Annotated in this window: 19 protein-coding genes; 14 read left to right on the forward strand and 5 right to left on the reverse strand. The window is 69.4% G+C overall.

All coding sequences use genetic code 11. The features are described from left to right. Positions 1-3 precede the first annotated feature (3 nt). Both GGR12_RS02600 and GGR12_RS02605 read left to right on the forward strand, forming a co-directional pair. Positions 4-1,506, forward strand: a complete 1,503-nt coding sequence (locus GGR12_RS02600; protein WP_183202581.1) for a CoA-acylating methylmalonate-semialdehyde dehydrogenase — start codon at positions 4-6, stop codon at positions 1,504-1,506. Between the two features lie 117 nt (positions 1,507-1,623). Further along, positions 1,624-2,508 (forward strand): hypothetical protein, encoded by an 885-nt coding sequence (locus tag GGR12_RS02605; RefSeq protein WP_183202583.1) that lies wholly within the window; start codon positions 1,624-1,626, stop codon positions 2,506-2,508. Between the two features lies 1 nt (position 2,509). Here GGR12_RS02605 and GGR12_RS02610 read toward each other — a convergent pair whose 3' ends face one another. Next, complete coding sequence (locus GGR12_RS02610; protein WP_183202585.1) at positions 2,510-3,676, reverse strand: aminotransferase class V-fold PLP-dependent enzyme; 1,167 nt, start codon at positions 3,674-3,676, stop codon at positions 2,510-2,512. Between the two features lie 131 nt (positions 3,677-3,807). After that, positions 3,808-6,708 carry a preprotein translocase subunit SecA gene (gene secA, locus GGR12_RS02615; RefSeq protein WP_183202587.1) on the reverse strand — a complete coding sequence of 967 codons (2,901 nt, stop codon included), beginning with the start codon at positions 6,706-6,708 and terminating at the stop codon, positions 3,808-3,810. A 239-nt stretch (positions 6,709-6,947) separates the two neighbouring features. On the opposite strand from secA, the gene GGR12_RS02620 reads away from it, so the two are divergent. Genes GGR12_RS02620 through GGR12_RS02635 form a run of 4 tightly spaced genes read left to right on the forward strand, consistent with a single transcriptional unit; the run spans position 6,948 to position 9,882 of the window. Next, positions 6,948-7,898 (forward strand): peptidylprolyl isomerase, encoded by a 951-nt coding sequence (locus GGR12_RS02620; RefSeq protein WP_183202590.1) that lies wholly within the window; start codon positions 6,948-6,950, stop codon positions 7,896-7,898. Continuing rightward, positions 7,895-9,280, forward strand: a complete 1,386-nt coding sequence (gene argJ / locus GGR12_RS02625; protein WP_183202593.1) for a bifunctional glutamate N-acetyltransferase/amino-acid acetyltransferase ArgJ — start codon at positions 7,895-7,897, stop codon at positions 9,278-9,280. Before GGR12_RS02620 ends, argJ begins: the two co-directional genes overlap by 4 nt. Positions 9,281-9,288: 8 nt before the next feature. Further along, positions 9,289-9,687 carry an 8-oxo-dGTP diphosphatase MutT gene (gene mutT, locus GGR12_RS02630; RefSeq protein WP_221212243.1) on the forward strand — a complete coding sequence of 133 codons (399 nt, stop codon included), beginning with the start codon at positions 9,289-9,291 and terminating at the stop codon, positions 9,685-9,687. Positions 9,688-9,702: 15 nt separating this feature from the next. After that, positions 9,703-9,882, forward strand: a complete 180-nt coding sequence (locus tag GGR12_RS02635) for a Flp family type IVb pilin (RefSeq protein ID WP_183202597.1) — start codon at positions 9,703-9,705, stop codon at positions 9,880-9,882. A 3-nt stretch (positions 9,883-9,885) separates the two neighbouring features. Here the strand turns inward: GGR12_RS02635 and GGR12_RS02640 are convergent, their stop codons facing one another. Further along, a complete protein-coding gene (locus tag GGR12_RS02640) occupies positions 9,886-10,770 on the reverse strand; it encodes a methyltransferase domain-containing protein (RefSeq protein ID WP_183202599.1) in 885 nt (294 codons plus the stop codon). Here GGR12_RS02640 and GGR12_RS02645 point away from each other — a divergent pair. Genes GGR12_RS02645 through GGR12_RS02675 form a run of 7 tightly spaced genes read left to right on the forward strand, consistent with a single transcriptional unit; the run spans position 10,769 to position 14,924 of the window. Next, complete coding sequence (locus GGR12_RS02645) at positions 10,769-11,575, forward strand: ComFC family protein (RefSeq protein ID WP_183202601.1); 807 nt, start codon at positions 10,769-10,771, stop codon at positions 11,573-11,575. The two genes, GGR12_RS02640 and GGR12_RS02645, sit on opposite strands and share 2 nt — an antisense overlap. A 42-nt stretch (positions 11,576-11,617) precedes the next feature. Then, positions 11,618-11,875, forward strand: a complete 258-nt coding sequence (grxC, locus tag GGR12_RS02650) for a glutaredoxin 3 (protein ID WP_183202603.1) — start codon at positions 11,618-11,620, stop codon at positions 11,873-11,875. Next, positions 11,875-12,711 carry a carbon-nitrogen hydrolase family protein gene (locus tag GGR12_RS02655; RefSeq protein WP_221212184.1) on the forward strand — a complete coding sequence of 279 codons (837 nt, stop codon included), beginning with the start codon at positions 11,875-11,877 and terminating at the stop codon, positions 12,709-12,711. Before grxC ends, GGR12_RS02655 begins: the two co-directional genes overlap by 1 nt. Further along, complete coding sequence (locus tag GGR12_RS02660) at positions 12,708-13,139, forward strand: DUF1178 family protein (RefSeq protein ID WP_183202605.1); 432 nt, start codon at positions 12,708-12,710, stop codon at positions 13,137-13,139. Before GGR12_RS02655 ends, GGR12_RS02660 begins: the two co-directional genes overlap by 4 nt. A gap of 9 nt (positions 13,140-13,148) precedes the next feature. Then, positions 13,149-13,949, forward strand: a complete 801-nt coding sequence (locus GGR12_RS16815) for a DUF6597 domain-containing transcriptional factor (protein WP_183202607.1) — start codon at positions 13,149-13,151, stop codon at positions 13,947-13,949. Between the two features lie 28 nt (positions 13,950-13,977). Then, complete coding sequence (locus GGR12_RS02670) at positions 13,978-14,433, forward strand: DUF6265 family protein (RefSeq protein ID WP_183202609.1); 456 nt, start codon at positions 13,978-13,980, stop codon at positions 14,431-14,433. Continuing rightward, positions 14,388-14,924, forward strand: coding sequence for a GNAT family N-acetyltransferase (locus GGR12_RS02675; protein WP_246328715.1), 537 nt, complete (start codon positions 14,388-14,390; stop codon positions 14,922-14,924). The genes GGR12_RS02670 and GGR12_RS02675 overlap by 46 nt, the downstream gene beginning before the upstream one ends. Here GGR12_RS02675 and GGR12_RS02680 read toward each other — a convergent pair. Both GGR12_RS02680 and ubiG read right to left on the reverse strand, forming a co-directional pair. After that, positions 14,908-15,285 carry a hypothetical protein gene (locus GGR12_RS02680; protein WP_183202611.1) on the reverse strand — a complete coding sequence of 126 codons (378 nt, stop codon included), beginning with the start codon at positions 15,283-15,285 and terminating at the stop codon, positions 14,908-14,910. The genes GGR12_RS02675 and GGR12_RS02680 overlap by 17 nt on opposite strands. Before the next feature lie 33 nt (positions 15,286-15,318). After that, positions 15,319-16,122: a bifunctional 2-polyprenyl-6-hydroxyphenol methylase/3-demethylubiquinol 3-O-methyltransferase UbiG gene (ubiG, locus tag GGR12_RS02685; protein ID WP_183202613.1), complete on the reverse strand. Its 804-nt coding sequence runs from the start codon at positions 16,120-16,122 to the stop codon at positions 15,319-15,321. A gap of 56 nt (positions 16,123-16,178) precedes the next feature. Between ubiG and GGR12_RS02690 the strand changes: the two genes are divergently transcribed. Next, positions 16,179-17,453, forward strand: coding sequence for an aspartate kinase (locus GGR12_RS02690; protein ID WP_183202615.1), 1,275 nt, complete (start codon positions 16,179-16,181; stop codon positions 17,451-17,453). Positions 17,454-17,463: the final 10 nt, after the last annotated feature.

The following is a 17,463-nucleotide window of genomic DNA, read 5'->3' on the forward strand; positions in this document are numbered from 1 at the left end:
GCCATGCGCGACATCAACCACTTCATCGGCGGTTCGGCCTTCACCGGCGCCTCGGGCCGCTTCTCGGACGTGTTCAATCCGAACACCGGCGAGGTCCAGGCCAGGGTCCAGCTGGCCACGACCGGCGAGGTCGACCGTGCGGTGCAGGCCGCCCAGGCCGCGTTCGACGGCTGGTCGTCGACCAACCCGCAGCGCCGCGCCCGGGTGATGTTTGAGTTCAAGCGCCTGGTCGAGGCGAACATGGGCGAACTGGCCGAGATGCTGTCGTCCGAGCACGGCAAGGTCATCGCCGACTCGAAGGGCGACATCCAGCGCGGTCTGGAAGTCATCGAGTTCGCCTGCGGCATCCCGCATGCGCTGAAGGGCGAATACACCTGGGGCGCCGGTCCGGGTATCGACGTCTATTCGATGCGCCAGCCGCTGGGCGTGGTCTCGGGCATCACCCCGTTCAACTTCCCGGGCATGATCCCGATGTGGATGTTCGGCGTGGCCATCGCCGTCGGCAACACCTTCGTCCTCAAGCCGTCGGAGCGTGATCCGTCGGTGCCGGTGCGTCTGGCCGAACTGATGATGGAGGCGGGCGCTCCCGCCGGCGTTCTGAACGTCGTGCACGGCGACAAGACCGCCGTCGACGCCATCCTGACCCATCCGCAGGTTCACGCCGTCAGCTTCGTCGGCTCGTCCGACATCGCCCACTACGTCTATCAGCTGGGCGCGGCCCACGGGAAACGCGTTCAGGCCATGGGCGGCGCCAAGAACCACGGCATCGTCCTGCCCGACGCCGACATGGACCAGGTGATCAAGGACCTGTCGGGGGCCGCCTTCGGCAGCGCGGGCGAGCGCTGCATGGCCCTGCCGGTCGTCGTGCCGGTCGGCAAGAAGACCGCCGACGAACTGCGCGAGCGCATGGTCGCCGAGATCGACACCCTGCGGGTCGGCGTCTCGACCGACGCCGGCGCCCACTACGGCCCGGTCGTCACCGCCGCCCACAAGGCGCGCGTCGAGGGCTGGATCGACCAGGGCGTCAAGGACGGCGCCGAACTGGTCGTCGACGGCCGCGGCTTCAAGCTGCAGGGCCACGAGAACGGCTATTTCGTCGGCCCGTCGCTGTTCGACCACGTCACGCCCGAGATGGAGTCCTACAAGGAGGAGATCTTCGGCCCCGTGCTGCAGATCATGCGCGCCGCCAGCTTCGAGGAGGCTCTGAGCCTGCCGTCGAAGCACCAGTACGGCAACGGCGTCGCCATCTTCACCCAGAACGGCCGCGCGGCCCGCGACTTCGCCGCCCGCGTCAACGTCGGCATGGTCGGCATCAATGTGCCGATCCCGGTGCCGGTCGCCTATCACACCTTCGGCGGCTGGAAGCGCTCGGCCTTCGGCGACACCAACCAGCACGGCATGGAAGGTCTGAAATTCTGGACCAAGGTGAAGACCGTCACGGCCCGCTGGCCCGACAGCGAGCTGGAGCACGCGGATTCGAGCTTCGTCATTCCGACGATGGCCTGACGACGCATCGGGCGCGCTCTCCGGGGCGCGCCCAAATCGCGCCTCCGGCGTTCGCAGCAGCGCAATTCGATGATAGGCGTTAACCTCCGCGAACAGTGAAGCTGGAGCGCCCCCCGAATGCGTCGCTTTTTCGTCTGGTCGGCCCTGGCGGCCGTGATCGGCCTCGTCATCGCCGGCGGAGGCTACTGGGCGTACTGGAATTTCCACGCCCGGTTCCAGCCGGTGACGGTGACCCGCAACCAGGCGGAGATCCAGCGGCTGTTGGACGAGAGCTCGTGGATCTCGGCCGGCGGCGGGGGCGAGCCGCTTTACGTCATCGGCTATCGCGACTCCCAGGCGATGCAGAACTACGAGCGCGAGGAAGCGCCCAAGCTGCGCGCCGCGGGCGTCGAGGTGCGGATCATCGTCTTCGCCCGTCCGGATCGCGAGGGCCTGGCCCAGTCGACCGCCGCCGAACGGGCCACCGTCGCCGACCTGTGGCTGACGCGCGACTGGACCCTTTACCAGCGCTGGACCGCCACCCCGGTGCGCAACTGGACGGCGGCGGGCATTCCGGCGGCGGACGGCAATCTGGCGCGCGCGGCGGTGGTCGATGCGGGGCGCGAGTTCGTCGCCGCCCTGTCCCGGAACCTCGGCGACGCCGGCCTGCAGATCCAGTATCCGCTGATCATCTGGCGCGATCGCGAGGGCTTCATGAAGGCCTGCGCCTGTTCGGACAAACGGTCGTGGACCTTCATCCGCGACGACCTGGACGCGCCGGACCAGATCGCACCGGCTGCGGTGAATCCCGAACAGGGCTTCCCGGCCGATGCGGCGGAGGCGGCGCTGCCCTATCCGGTGCTGGGCCCGCCCGCGGCCGCCACCCCGCCGGAAGGCGTGGTCGATACGGCCGCCCCGGCGACGGAGCCCGGGACCGAAGCGCCCCGACCGACCTCGACCCGCCCCGCTGCGCCGCGCAAGGCGCCCGAGGCGACGCAGAGCGCCGAGACCACCTTCTTCTAGATCACAGGATCCGGTCGCAGATCTCGATCAGGCGATCGAGGTCGGCGTCGTCCTGGTACAGACCGAAGCCGAAGCGGATGGTGTCGTCGCGCACGTCGGTGACCACGTTGGCGTCGATCAGCCGCTTGCGCCAGGCCTGGGCGTCCTTGTGCCGGAAGGCGAGGTAGCGGGCGCGGTTCGGCTCGTTGGTGACCGGGTTCAGCAGTTCGGCCTCGCCCAGCTTGCCGGCCTCGCCCGCGGCGACGGCGTCCTGGAAGCGGCGCATCAGGCCGCGCGCGTGGTCGGCGATGTCGGCGGTGGAGATCCCCGCCTCGTCCAGCATCCGGCGCACGCCGTTGAAGCGGTAGACCGGCGTGGCCTCGAAGGTGGCGCCCCAGAAGCGGCCGGCGTCGGCGCGGTACTGCACGCCGTTGGGCGGCCCGGTCAGATTGCCGAACTCGGCGAACCAGCCGGTCGAGACGGGGCGGGGGCAGAAACCGTCCGGCGCATGCAGGATGCCGCAGCCCTCGCCGCTCATGGCGTATTTGTAGCCGCCGGTGACGTAGAAGATGCGGTCCGCCACCGCCGACAGGTCGGTCGGGACGGCCATGAAGCTGTGGTAGCCGTCGACCACCACCCACGGGCCCTGCGGGTCGGCCAGGGCGGCCAGATCCTCGACGCGGTCGAACACCTGGCCGGTCTTGAAGAAGATCTGGCTGATGACGATCAGATCGAAGTCGCCCGCGCGGGCGGCCTCGACGAAGCGCTCGTTGAAGGTCTCGAACGGATGCAGCGGGATGCGCGTGACGACCGCCTCTCCGGCCTCTTCCCAGCGCTCGCCCTGGCGGCGGAACGAGTGAAACTCGCCGTCGGTGGACAGGATGCGGACGGGCTTCTTCTCGAAGCCGGAGAAGATGCGCAGCAGGAAGTCGTGGGTGTTGGGGGCGAACACCACCGTGTCGGGCGACGGCAGGTTCAGTTCCTTCGCGACGTGCTTCTGCGCCTCGGGCACGGCGTCGCCGAAGATCAGATCCCATTTGCGGTCGGCGAACTGGTTCGCCTCGACCCAGGCCCGCACCTGGCCGTCGAACGAGGCGTCCGGCCACAGGTGATGGCTATGCGCCGCGAAATGCAGCCGTTCGGGATCCAGCGACAGGGCGCGGGAGAACAGATCCTTGCGAGCGGCCATCGGAAACTCCCGGCGGTGATACGACACCGCCGGTCCTAGCCGTCAGCCAACCCACGCTCAAGCAAAGAGCTTGGAGGTTCAGCGCGGTCGCGCTCAAGCAGCGAGCAACCGCGTCGTGAGCGTTAGCGCCCTTAGACCAGGCTTCCGTGGCAGTGCTTGAACTTGCGGCCGGAACCGCAAGGGCAGTCCGAGTTGCGCGGCGTGCGCTCCCAGCCGACCGGCAGGGCCTCGACCGGCAGGCGGGCGCGATCCTCGCCCTGCAGCATGCCTTCCGGCAGCTGGGCCGAGGGGTTGGCCATCTCGTTCTCGCCGGTGCCGGGGTTCAGGTGGATTTCCTGGAACTCGGGCATCTCCATCGGCGGCGGGGCCGCGTCCTGGAAGCGGAACTCGACGGTCATCAGCCAGCGGGTGACGTTGTGGCGCAGCTCATAGAGCAGCGTCTCGAACAGGTTGAAGGCCTCGGTCTTGTACTCGTTCAGCGGATCGCGCTGGCCGTAGCCGCGCAGGCCGATGACGCCGCGCAGGTGGTCGAGGTGCACCAGGTGCTCGCGCCACTGCATGTCGATCATCTGCAGCATGAACTGCTTTTCGAGGTTCCGGATCTGCTCGGGGCCGACCATCTCCAGACGCTCGGCGACGCGGGCGTCGGCGGCGAGGTTGATGCGCTCCTCGATCTCCTCGTTCGACACGCCTTCCTCGGCGGCCCAGTCCGCCAGCGGCAGTTCGAGGCCGAGGGTCGAGCGGACCTTCTCGTCCAGACCCTCGATGTCCCACTGCTCGGCGTAGGCCTTGGGCGGCATGTGCTTTTCGACGAGGTCGGAGATCACGTCGGCGCGGAACTCGTTGACCAGCTCCGACAGGTCCGTGGCGTCCATGAACTCCTGGCGCTGCTCGAACACGGCCTTGCGCTGGTCGTTCACGACGTCGTCGTACTTCAGCAGGTTCTTGCGGATGTCGTAGTTGCGGGTCTCGACGCGCTTCTGGGCGGTCTCGACGGCGCGGTTCAGCCAGGGGTGCGAGATCGCCTCGCCCTCGGCCACGCCGAAGCTGCGCATGATGGCGTCCAGACGGTCGCCGGCGAAGATGCGCAGGAGGTCGTCCTCGCACGACAGGAAGAATTTCGACACGCCCGGGTCGCCCTGACGGCCGGTACGGCCGCGCAGCTGGTTGTCGATACGGCGGCTTTCGTGGCGCTCGGTGCCGAGCACGAACAGACCGCCGGCGGTCAGCGAGATGTCCTTCTGGACGGCGATGTCGGCCTTCAGACGGGCTTCCTCGGCGGCCTCCATCTCGGGGGTCACTTCCTGCGCCATGTTGCGCAATTCCTGACGCCACTTCTGCAGGCGCATTTCCAGGTTGCCGCCCAGCTGGATGTCGGTGCCGCGGCCGGCCATGTTGGTGGCGATGGTCACCGCGCCCGGCAGGCCTGCGTCGGCGACGATATAGGCTTCCTGCTCGTGCTGGCGGGCGTTCAGCACGCTGTGCGGGATGCCCTTGCCGCTGCGGATGTCGATGTCGAAGTCTTCGTCCTTGAGCGCCTGATAGGCCTTCTTCGCCGCGGCGCGGGCCTTCGGGTCCTCGCTCTTCACCTGGTCCAGCAGATGGGCGTGCTGGGGCTTCAGGGTCTTCAGCTTGACCTCATAGGGGTGAACCTTGAGCAGCTCGGACAGGGTCTCGGACTTTTCGATCGAGACGGTGCCGACGAGGATCGGCTGACCCTTCACGTGGCACTCGGCGATCAGGTCGGCGATGGCGACGTTCTTCTCGGCCTCGGTGCGGAAGATCTCGTCATCGTGGTCGATGCGCTGGATCGGACGGTTGGTCGGCACCTCGAGGACATCCATCTTGTAGATGTCGAGGAATTCCTGGGCCTCGGTCGCGGCCGTGCCGGTCATGCCGGACAGCTTCTCGTAGAGGCGGAAATAGTTCTGGATGGTCACCGAGGCCAGGGTCTGGTTCTCGGGCTGGATCTTGACGCCTTCCTTGGCCTCGATGGCCTGGTGGAGGCCTTCCGACAGGCGGCGGCCCTGCATCATGCGGCCGGTGAACTCATCGATGAGCATCACCTCGCCGGCCTTGATGATGTAGTCCTTGTCCTTGAGGTACAGGGTGTTGGCGCGCAGAGCCTGGTTGATGTGGTGCACCAGGGTGATGTTGGCCGCGTCGTACAGGCCGGTGGTGTCGGCGGCGAACAGGCCGCGCTCTTCCATGATCTGTTCGATCTTCTCCGAGCCTTCCTCGGTCAGCAGGGCCTGGCGCTGCTTCTCGTCGAGGTCGAAGGTCGACTTGTCCTGGACCAGTTCCTTGATGATCGCATCGACCGTCACATACAGGTCCGAACGGTCCTCGGTCGGGCCCGAGATGATCAGCGGGGTGCGGGCTTCGTCGACCAGGATGGAGTCGACCTCGTCGACGATGGCGAAGTGGTGCGGACGCTGCACCATCTCGCGCCGGTCGTAGACCAGGTTGTCGCGCAGATAGTCGAAGCCGAACTCGTTGTTGGTGCCGTAGGTGATGTCGGCGGCGTAGGCGGCCTGACGCTGGCCCTGCGACAGGCCGTTGACGATCACGCCGACGTCCAGGCCGAGGAAGCGATAGACGCGGCCCATCCATTCGGCGTCGCGGCGGGCGAGGTAGTCGTTGACGGTGATGACGTGCACGCCCTTGCCGAGCAGGGCGTTCAGATACACCGGGGCCACGGCGACCAGGGTCTTGCCTTCGCCGGTCCGCATCTCGGCGATGCCGCCGTCATGCAGGATCATGCCGCCGGTCAGCTGCACGTCGTACTGGCGCTGGCCCAGAACGCGCTTCGAGGCCTCGCGGGCGACGGCGAAGGCCTCGTTCATGATCTTGTCGAGCGTTTCGCCGCCGGCGAGCCGGTCGCGGAACGCCTCGGTCATCATCCGCAGTTCGTCGTCGGACAGGGCGGAGTATTTCGCCTCCAGCGCGTTGATCTTCTGAACGCGGCCCATGAAGTCCTTGACCTTGCGGTCATTGGAAGAGCCGAAAATCTTCTTGGCGATGCCGAGCATGGAAAATCCGAAGGCGGGCGAGCGACAAATGGCTCTGGTACGAGGTCCCGGAGGGGCGGCGGTCTGACGCCGCAGAGGGGCCTCGGCGACGGCGGCCCGAAGCGCCTTTTACAGGCACGTTGCGTGGGGCCGCGCGAACGTTCGAAAACCCCTCGACTTGGGCGCAGCCGGGACTTAAGCACCGGCCTTATCCCTGTCAACGCGAGGGCTATTGCCGCCCGCAGACGGAGCGCGCCTGCATGAGGCCTTCCCGCGTCCTGTTTCCCGTCGTGATGGCGCTTGCGCTGACCGTCGCCGCCTGCGGCCGCGGCGGGGGCGACGACCGTCCGCCCGAGGCCGGCGATCGCGCCGTGGCCCGGGTCCAGGACGACACCATCTGGGCCTCCGACGTGAAGCGCGAGGCGGTGGCGCAGGGCCTGGTCGGCGAGGGCGAGCCGCTGGACGTCTCGTCCGACCTGTTCCGCCGCGTGCTGGAAGAGGTCATCGACCAGAAGCTGCTGGCCGCCGAGGCCGAGCGCCGTGGTCTGGACAACTCGCCGCTGGCCCAGCGCCGGCTTGAGGCGACCCGCGAACGCATCCTCGGCGACATGCTGGTCGAGGCCCAGGTCAACAACACCATCAACGACCGCGCGGTCGAGACCCTGTACCAGGAGCAACTGCGCCTCGCCCGGACGTCCGAGGAAATCCGCACCCGCCTGATCCTGTCGCGCACCAAGGCCGAGGCCGACGCCGTGGTCGGCATTCTGAACCAGGGCGCCGCCTTCGAGGCCGTGGCCATGGAGCGGTCGATCGACGAGGCGACCCGCTTCTCCGGCGGCGACCTCGGCTATTCGACGCTGGACGTCATGCCGCAGGCCTACAGCAACGCCCTTCGCGACCGTCCCGCCGGTTCGACCGTCGGTCCGTTCCAGACCGAAGGCGGCTGGGCCGTGCTGCGTGTCGAGGACCGACGCCGCGAAACCCCGCCGACGCTGGAGCAGGCGCGGCCGCAGATCGTCCGTTACCTGACCTATGAAGGCGTGCGGGAGTTGCTTGAGAACCTGCGCGGCAAGGCGAAGGTCGAGGTGCTTCTGGGTTCGGAGGGCGCGAACTCGCCCGAACCGGCGTCCGCGCCGCGCCCGGCCGCCCCCGCGGCGCCGGCTCCCGCGCCGTCCGCCACCGCCGCCCCCGCGCCCAAGAAAGCCCCATGAGCAAGACGCCCGCCCCCGGCCGGGGATCGACCGGCCAGAAGATCGAACAGGCTATCGAAAAGGCGCTGGACCCGCTGGCGACCGCGCTGAAGCGCGCCACCACGCCGCCGAAGACGCCCGCGCCCGCCGCGCCCGGAAAGCCGGGCCTGCAGGTGTCGCCGCTGGCCGTGCCCTTCCCGACCATTCCGCCCATCGGCGGAGTCGAGATCGCGACCGGCCGCGCCGGCTTCTACAAGCACGAGCGCGAGGACCTTGTGGTGTTCAGCTTCGCGCGCGGCACCAGCTGCGCCGGGGTGTTCACGCGCCACAAGGTCGGCTCGGCGCCGGTCGACTGGTGCAAGCGCCATCTGGGCGCCGAGGACGGCGGCCGGGACGTCCGCGCCCTGGTGGTCAACGCCGGCTGCGCCAACGCCTTCACCGGCAAGGCCGGGGCCGACGCGGCCCGCCGCACGGCTTCCGAGGTCGCCAAACGCTTCGGCTGCCGCCAGCGCGACGTCATGCTGGCCTCGACCGGGGTGATCGGCGTGGTGCTGGACGACCGCAAGATCGCCGCCCGCCTGCCGGACATCGAGGCCCGTCTGGACGCCGACAACTGGGCCGCGGCCGGGTCGGCGATCATGACCACCGACACCTTCCCCAAGGGCTCGTACGCCGAGTGCGAGATCGACGGGCACAAGGTGCGCATCGCCGGCATCGCCAAGGGCTCGGGCATGATCGCGCCCGACATGGCGACCATGCTGGCCTTCATCGTCACCGACGCGAACATCCATCCGAACGTGCTGCAGGCCCTGTTGGGTCTGCATGTGCGCACGACCTTCAACAGCGTGACGGTCGACGGCGACACCTCGACCAACGACACCTGCCTGCTGTTCGCCACTGGCACGTCCGGCGCGCCGCGCATCGGCCGGGTCGGCGACCGTCGCCTGAAGGCCTTCGGCGAGGCGCTGGACAGGGTCATGCTGGACCTCGCCCACCAGCTGGTCCGCGACGGCGAGGGGGCGACCAAATTCGTCCGTGTCACCGTCGACGGCGCGGCCTCGCCCGCCTCGGCCCGCAAACTGGCCAAGTCGATCGCCGACAGTCCGCTGGTGAAGACCGCCCTCGCCGGCGAGGACGCCAACTGGGGCCGCGTGGTCATGGCCGTCGGCAAGACCGAGGAAGCCGTCGACCGCGATCGTCTGATGATCAAATTCGGCCCGCACGTCGCCGCCATCGACGGCGCCCCGTCGCCGGCCTACGACGAGGCGAAGATGAGCGCCTACATGAAGCGGCCCGAGATCGACATCACCGTCGACGTCGGCTCCGGCCGGGCCTCGGCCACCGTGTGGACCTGCGACCTGACCAAGCGCTACGTCGAGATCAACGGCGACTATCGCTCGTGAGCGAGCCGCTGAAGACCGTCCTCGTCGTCGCCGTCGCCCTCATCGACACCGACGGCCGCGTGCTCATCGCGCAGCGGCCCGAGGGCAAGCAGCTGGCCGGGCTGTGGGAGTTTCCGGGCGGCAAGGTCGATCCCGGCGAACGTCCGGAACAGGCCCTGATCCGTGAGCTGAAGGAAGAGCTGGGCATCGATGTGAACGAGGCCTGCCTGGCCCCGTTCGTGTTTACCAGTCACGCTTACGAGTCCTTTCACCTGTTGATGCCACTGTACCTGTGCCGCCGTTGGTCAGGGGTGGTTCAGGCGCACGAGCATTCGGCGCTGAAGTGGGTGCGGCCGAACCAGTTGTCGGACTATCCCATGCCCCCGGCCGACGAACCCCTGGTCGCCTGGCTGCGCGACCTGCTCTAGCCGAAGGCCGCGCCGATGGGACGTTTCCTGACCCGCTTCCGGGACGACGAGGACGGCGCGACCGCGATCGAATACGGCCTGATCATCGCCCTGATATTCCTGGCCATCCTCGGCTCGCTGACCGCCTTCGGCGACGCGACGAACGGCCTGTTCCAGAAGGCGATGACCGCGATCAACAGCGCGATGGGCGGCTAGGGCTCACTCCTCCCCCGTCTGCTCCTTCACGCCGAGCGCATCCGCCAGCCGCATCTTCGCAGAGCCGCGGGGCAGGGGCTTCTGCTGGCTTTCGTGCGGGGCCCAGCCGGCCAGATGCACGATCTCGAAGGTCGCCGGGATGCGGCCGTCCGGCTCGCCGAACTTTTCCGCATAGAGCTGCGCCGCGCGGGCGACGATGCCGCGCGTCAGGGGGCGGCCGGCGCCGGTCAGCACATTGGTCTCGCCCATGGCGCGCAGGTCGCGGATCAGGGCGAACAGGTCCGGATAGCGCACCGTCAGCCGGTCCACGTCCGACACCGGCAGGGCGAAGCCCGCGCGCTGCAGCAGGGCGGCGCCGTCGAAGCCGTCGGCGAAGGGCGACACCCGCGCCTGGGCCCCGCCGCGCTGCTCCAGCTCGGCCTCGGTCAGGACGGCGCGCAGCTCCTTCAGCGTGCCGGCGCCCAGCAGGGTGCCGACGAACAGGCCGTCCGGCTTCAGGGCGCGGCGGATCTGGGTCAGGGCGCCGGGCAGGTCGTTGGCCCAGTGCAGGCTCATCAGGCTGACGATCAGGTCCTGGGACTGGTCGGGCAGGGCCAGCGGCGCGTTGCCGGGCCCCGCGCGCTCGCCGCGACCGCCGACGGTCTTCACCGGACCGACGCGCGCGGCGGCGTCGCTGTCGGCCAGGGCGGTTGCGAACGGGCCCGGATGGGCGGACAGGTCCGCGACCTCCGGCCACTCGCGGACCAGGGCGTCCAAGCTGTCGACGGCGTTCTGCGCCGCCCGCGCGTGCAGGAAGTCGGCGCCGGCGAAACGTTTTTCGCTGCGCTCAAGCCTTGCCGTACGGCGCTGGCTGTCGAAGATGACGGGGGGACCGGAGGAGGGGGACATGAGCCTTCAGGATGGGGTCTGGCGCGAGCGATGGGAAGCCGCGACCGGCGTTGGACGTTCGCTGGGATGGACTCTGGCGCGCGGCGTGGTCGATCTGCTGCTGCCGCCGCTGGCCCACGACAGTCCGGAGGCGACCGCCGCCGCCGGCCTGACGGCGGACGCCTGGAGCCGCGTCGTCTTTCTCGAGGATCCGGTCTGCGACGGCTGCGGGGCGGGGTTCGAGATGGACGGCGGGGCCTTCGCCTCCGACCGCTGCGCCGCCTGCATGGCCCAGCCCTACGCCTTCGCCCGGGCGAGGGCCGCCTGTGTCTACGACGAGGCGTCGCGCGGCCTGATCCTGAAGTTCAAACACGGCGACCACCAGCCGTTCGCGCCCCTGTTCGCCCGCTGGGTCAGTCGCTCGGCCGCGCCGCTGCTGGCGGAGGCGGACGCCATCGTGCCCGTACCGCTGCACCGCTTCCGCCTGCTGTCGCGCCGCTTCAACCAGGCCGCCGAGATCGCCCGGCCGCTGGCCCGCGACGCCGACCTCGACTATCTGCCTGACGCCCTGGTCCGACAGACCCACACCACCTCCCAGGGCGGCAAGTCGGCGCGGGGGCGTCGGCTGAACGTGAAGAAGGCCTTCGCCGTCACCGAGGCGGGCCGTCGGCGGATCAAGGGCCGCCGCATCCTTCTGGTCGACGACGTGTTGACCACGGGCGCCACCGCCGAGGCCTGCGCCCGCGCGTTGATCGAGGCCGGCGCCCGCGCCGTGGACCTGGCGATCGTCGCCCGGGTGCGCACGGCGCGCGAAATCACTAAATGAGTTGAGGGCCGCCGTTTCTGGCCCGTGTACGGAGATTATGTGTTGGCCGAAGTCGTCATCTACACCAAGCCGGGCTGCGGCTACTGCTACGCCGCCAAGGACCTGCTGGAGCGCAAGGGCGTGGAATTCGTCGAGATCGTCGCCTCGGCCGATCCGGCGAAGAAGCAGGAGATGATCCAGCGTTCCAACGGCCGCATGACCTTCCCGCAGATCTTCATCGACGGAAAACACGTCGGCGGTTCCGACGACCTGCATGCGCTTGACCGCAAGGGCGAGCTGGACCCATTGCTCGAGGCCTGATGACCACCCTGCCGATCGCCCTGATCCAGACCCGCACCCCGGCCTCGCCGGCGGCGGCGTTCGCCCATGTCGAGCCGCTGATCCGCGAGGCTGCGGCGGGCGGGGCGAAGCTGATCCTGACGCCCGAGGCCACCAATTTCCTCATCCAGGACCGGGCGAAGCGCGACGCCGTGTTGACCACGGCCGACGCCGACGAGGTCGTGCAGAAGCTGCGCGGCCTGGCCAGGGAGCTGGGCGTCTGGCTGCTGATCGGCTCGGCCATCGTGAAGTCGGGCCACGACGGCGACGACCGCGCCGCCAACCGCTCGATCCTGATCGACGACGCGGGCGAGGTCGCTGCGACCTACGACAAGCTGCACGTCTATGACGTCGACCTGCCGACGGGTGAGCGCTGGCGCGAGAGCGCCTCGATCCGGCCGGGCGATGGCGCCGTGATCGCCGACACGCCGTGGGGCAAGCTCGGCCTGACCATCTGCTACGACATCCGCTTCCCGCAGCTGCATCGGGCGCTGGCGAAGGCCGGAGCGGTGATGATCTCCGTCCCCGCCGCCTTCACCGTGCCGACCGGCGAGGCGCACTGGGAGACCCTGCTGCGCGCCCGGGCCATCGAGACCGGCGCCTATGTTCTGGCTCCGGCGCAGGCCGGTACGCACGAGGACGGCCGCCGCACCTGGGGCCGTTCGACCGTGGTCGCGCCCTGGGGCGAGGTGATCGCCAACCTCGACAATGACGAACCCGGCGTCCTGTTCGCCACCCTGGATTTCGACGCGGTCGCCCGCGCCCGCAATGCGGTGCCGCAGCTGACCCACGACCGCGAATTCGTGCTGCCGTCATGATCCGCTACGCCCTGACCTGCGAGCACGACCACGGCTTCGAGGCGTGGTTCGGATCGTCGTCCGACTATGACGACCAGGCCGGCCGCGGTCTGGTGGAATGCCCGATGTGCGGCTCGACCGCCGTCCGCAAGCAGATCATGGCCCCCGCCGTGGCCGGGACGAAGAAGTCCGCCGCGCCGGACATGGCGGCGAAGATGCAGACGATGATGACGCAGATGGCCCGCGAGGTTCGGTCCCACGTCGAGCAGAATTTCGACTACGTCGGCGACGCCTTCGCCCGCGAGGCCCGCGACATCCACGAGGGCCGCTCCGAGAAGCGCGAGATCTACGGCGAGGCCACGCCCGCCGATGTGAAGAAGCTGAAGGACGACGGCGTCCCCTGCTCGCCGCTGCCGTCGCTGCCGCCCGATCCGGCCAAGATGAACTAGGCGCCGGGCGTGTCGGGGGAGGATCGCTACGAGGAGATCGAGCCGCCGGAGGCGCTCAAGCCCTTCGTCCGGGTGATCTGGACCTATGTCGCGCCGGCCCCCTCGGGCGCGGTGCAGCGCATCGCTCCGGACGGCTGTCCCGAACTGGTGTTCGAATCCGGCGAACCCTACGAGGAGCTGTGCCCCGACGGTGCCTGGCGGACCCAGCCGAACATCGTCTTCGCCGGCCAGCTGACCCGGCCGCTGGCGCTGCGACCCACCGGTCCGGTCGATCTGATCGCGGTGCGCTTCCAGCCCGACGGCGCGCGCGGTTTCCTCGGGCGTCCCCTGGCCGAAGCGACCGACCGGGCGCTCGACGCGTCGGACCTGATCCCGGCCGGCCTGACCTGGGACGTCCCCTCCATCCTCGACTGGCTGCAGACGGCCGCCCGCGCCTGGACCCTCGATCCCGTCGTCCGCGCCGAAGTCGAAGCCGCCGCGGCCGCCGAACCGGGTGCGGCCCGCAACTCCGCCGAACGGCGCGCCCTGCAGCGGGCCTTCCACGACCGCGTCGGCGTGCCGCCCCAGACCCTCCGCTCGGTCTTCCGCTTCCGCCGCGTGTTCAACAACGCCGCCCAGGTCGCCGATCCGGAGGCCGGGGCCTGGCTGCGCGCCGGTCTGGACGCCGGCTATTTCGACCAGCCGCAGATGGCGCGCGATTTCCGCCGCTTCCTCGGCTGCACCGCCACCGAATGGGCGCGCGAGCAGGTGGAGCTGGCCCGGCTGATGGCGTCGCAATCCTACAAGCCGGGCGACACCGTCCCGGCCTAGACATGCGGGGTCACCGAGGGGATCCGACATGCCGATCATCGCCGCACTCGCCGCCGCCGCGGCCCTGGCCGAACCGACCGCCGCCGACCTGTCCTGGTTCAGCGGCTACTGGCTGACCTGCGAGGACGGCCAGGAGGTGTCCGAGACCTGGAGCGATCCGCGCGGCGGCCTGTTGGCCGGCCACGGCATGACCCTGGCCGGCGGCCGCGCCAGCTTCGAGATGTTCCGCATCGCCCCGCACGAGGGCGGCGTCGCCTATTTCGCCCAGCCGGGCGGCCAGCCGCCGGTGATCTTCCCGGCGACCGAGGTGACCGCCACGCGCGCCGTCTTCGTCAATCCGGAGAACGACTTCCCGCAGCGGATCACGTACACCCTCGACGGAGACCGCCTGACCGCCCGTATCGACGGCCAGATGAACGGCCAGCCGCAGGATATGGAATGGCGCTACCGGAAGGCCGAACTGAACGCCCGCTGCCCGACCTGACCTGGCGGGCGATGACGCCGGCCGATCTGGACGCCGTCGCTGACATCGCCGTCATCGGGTTCCCCGAGCATTTCGAGGGTCGCGACTGTTTCGAGAACCGTCTGGCCCTGAACGCCCCCGGCTGTTTCGTCCTGGCCGGCGCCGACGACCGGCCGCTGGGCTATCTGGTGGCCTATCCGTGGAGCGCGGGTTCCGCTCCGGCGCTGAACACCCTGATCGAGGCGATCCCGGACGACGCGGCGGTCATGTATCTGCACGACCTCGCCATCCATCCCGATGCGCGGGGCTCGGGCGCGTCGAAGCCGATCGTGGAGGCCCTGGCCGATCAGGCGCGGGCCGCCGGCTGGCCCGCCCTGGCCCTGGTCGCGGTCAATGACGCCGTGCGCTTCTGGGAAGGGCACGGCTTCACGGTGTCGGACGCGCCGGGGATGTCGGCGAAGCTCGCCAGCTACGGCCCCGACGCGCGTTACATGATCAGGCCGCTGGCGTAGTCGCAGCGGGGGCCGGGGCCCAGGCGCGGTCGCGCAGGTGCGAACAGTCGGGCAGGGGCTCGTTCGGGCTTTGCGCGCCGCCGAGCGCCATCCAGATGCCGACCCATTCGCCGCGATAGTTGTCGACGCCCACCGGCCAGTCCCACGACGGGATGGTGCGGGTGATCATGGAGTCGAAATCGGCGTTGCCGGACGATTTGGCGATCACCGCCTCGGCGACGCGCGACTGGCGGTTGCGGGACCAGCGGATGCAGACGCCGGCGGCGCCGCGCGTGGCGGTGGCCGGTTCGGCCGCGGCCTGCGGCGCGGGGGCGGAAGCGGGCGTGGTGGCCAGCAGGCCGGCGAAAAGCATGGCGAACATGGAAGCAGGAATTCTCCGTCGCCCGGTCCGGGATCAGTCCCGCGTGGCGATCATCATGTAGTTGATATCGGCGTCAGAGCCTTCCGACCAGCGGTCAGACAGCGGATCGTAGGCCAGGCCGTAGGGGCCGGTGACCGCCACGGGCTCGTGCGACAGCATCAGGCGCAGTTCGTCGGGCTTGATGAACTGGCGCCAGTCGTGGGTGCCGGCCGGGACCCAGCGCAGCACGTACTCGGCGGCGAACTTGCCCAGCGCCAGCGCCTTCAGGGTGCGGTTCAGGGTGGCGACGATCATCATGCCGCCGGGCTTCACCAGCCGCGAACAGGCGCGCACGAAGGCCTCCGGATCGGCGACGTGCTCGATCACTTCCATCGTCAGCACGACGTCGTACGGCCCGGCCCCTTCGGCCTCCAGCTGTTCGACGGTGGCGGCGCGGTAGGCGATGTCCAGGCCCTGCTGCTGCGCATGGGCGCGGGCGGTGCCGATGTTCTCGCTGGAGGCGTCGACGGCGGTGACGGCGAAGCCCAGGCGCCGCATCGGCTCGGCGATCAGCCCGCCGCCGCAGCCGACATCCAATAGTGTCAGGCCCTCGAAGGCGGCGCGGGTCTTCGGGTCGCGCCCGAAGCGTTCGGCGGCGCGGTCCCGCACGAAGGTCAGGCGCGCCGGATTGAAGCGATGCAGGGGGGCGAACGGACCCTTCGCGTCCCACCATTCGGCCGCCTGGGCCGAGAAGCGGGCCACGTCCGCGGGGTCGATCGACGGTCCCGCCGCCTGATCGTTGAATTCCCCGGCGCTTTGGGGTTCCCGCGCCGATACCGTGCCGTTAGAAGCGACCATGGGCGCAAGCGATGAACCGCTGCGCCCTTTCACGCAAGACGGAGCCTTCTGCCAGGATGACGCGGCCAGAGTCAGATCGACTGGTGATGAAGTTCGGAGGCACCTCTATGGGGGACCTCGAACGCATCCGGCGCGCAGCCCGCATCGTCGCCGCCGAAGCGCAGGCCGGCAGGAAGGTCGCCGTCGTCGTCTCGGCCATGGCCGGCAAGACCAATGAGCTGGTCGCCTGGACCGACGGCGCCGGTCGACCCGCCCAGGGCATCGAGATGTCGGACGACGAATACGACGTCGTCGTCGCCTCGGGCGAACAGGTCACCGCCGGCCTGCTGGCGCTGACGCTCCGCAACATGGGTCTGAACGCGCGCAGCTGGATGGGTTGGCAGATTCCGATCCTGACCGACGACGCCCACGGCCGCGCCCGCATCGAGGACGTGCCGGGCGAGGTGCTGGGCGCCGCGCTGGACAAGGGCGAGATCGCCGTGGTCCCCGGCTTCCAGGGCGTCACCCGCGACGGCCGCATCACCACCCTGGGCCGCGGCGGCTCCGACACCTCGGCGGTAGCCGTGGCGGCGGCGCTGGAGTGCCCCTGCGATATCTATACGGACGTCGACGGCGTCTACACGACCGACCCGCGCATCGAATCCCGCGCCCGCCGCCTCGAAAAGGTCTCCTACGAGGAGATGCTGGAGATGGCGTCGCTGGGCGCCAAGGTGCTGCAGACGCGCTCGGTCGAACTGGCCATGGCGAAACAGGTCCCGGTCCGGGTCCTGTCCAGCTTTATCGAACCCGACGAGAACGGCGTGCTGCCCGTCAAGTCCGGCACCCTGATCTGCGACGAGGAGGAAATCGTGGAAAAACGCATCGTGTCCGGCGTGACCATGAGCCGCGACGAAGCCCGCATCACCCTGCTGGGCCTGTCCGACCGGGTCGAGGCGCCCGCCGACGTCTTCACCCGGCTGGCCGACGCCAACGTCAACGTGGACATGATCGTCCAGTCGCAGGCGCGCACCGAGGGGGCGGTCAACCTGACCTTCACCACCGGCCGTCGCGACGCCGCCCGCGCCGCCGAGTTGATGCGCGGCGCGCAAGCCGAGATCGGTTTCGAGGAGCTGCGCGTCGACGAGGACGTGGCCAAGGTCTCGGTCGTCGGGGTCGGCATGCGCAGTCATGCGGGCGTCGCACAGACCATGTTCAAGGCCCTGGCGGACAAGGGCGTGAAGTTCCAGGCCATCTCGACATCCGAGATCAAGATCAGCGTGCTGATCGATGCGGCCTATGCGGAACTGGCCGTTCGTGCGCTTCATTCGGCTTACGGATTGGAAGCGGTCTAGATTGTAAGCT

The sequence above is a fragment of the Brevundimonas lenta genome (assembly GCF_014196335.1).
Lineage (GTDB): Bacteria > Pseudomonadota > Alphaproteobacteria > Caulobacterales > Caulobacteraceae > Brevundimonas > Brevundimonas lenta.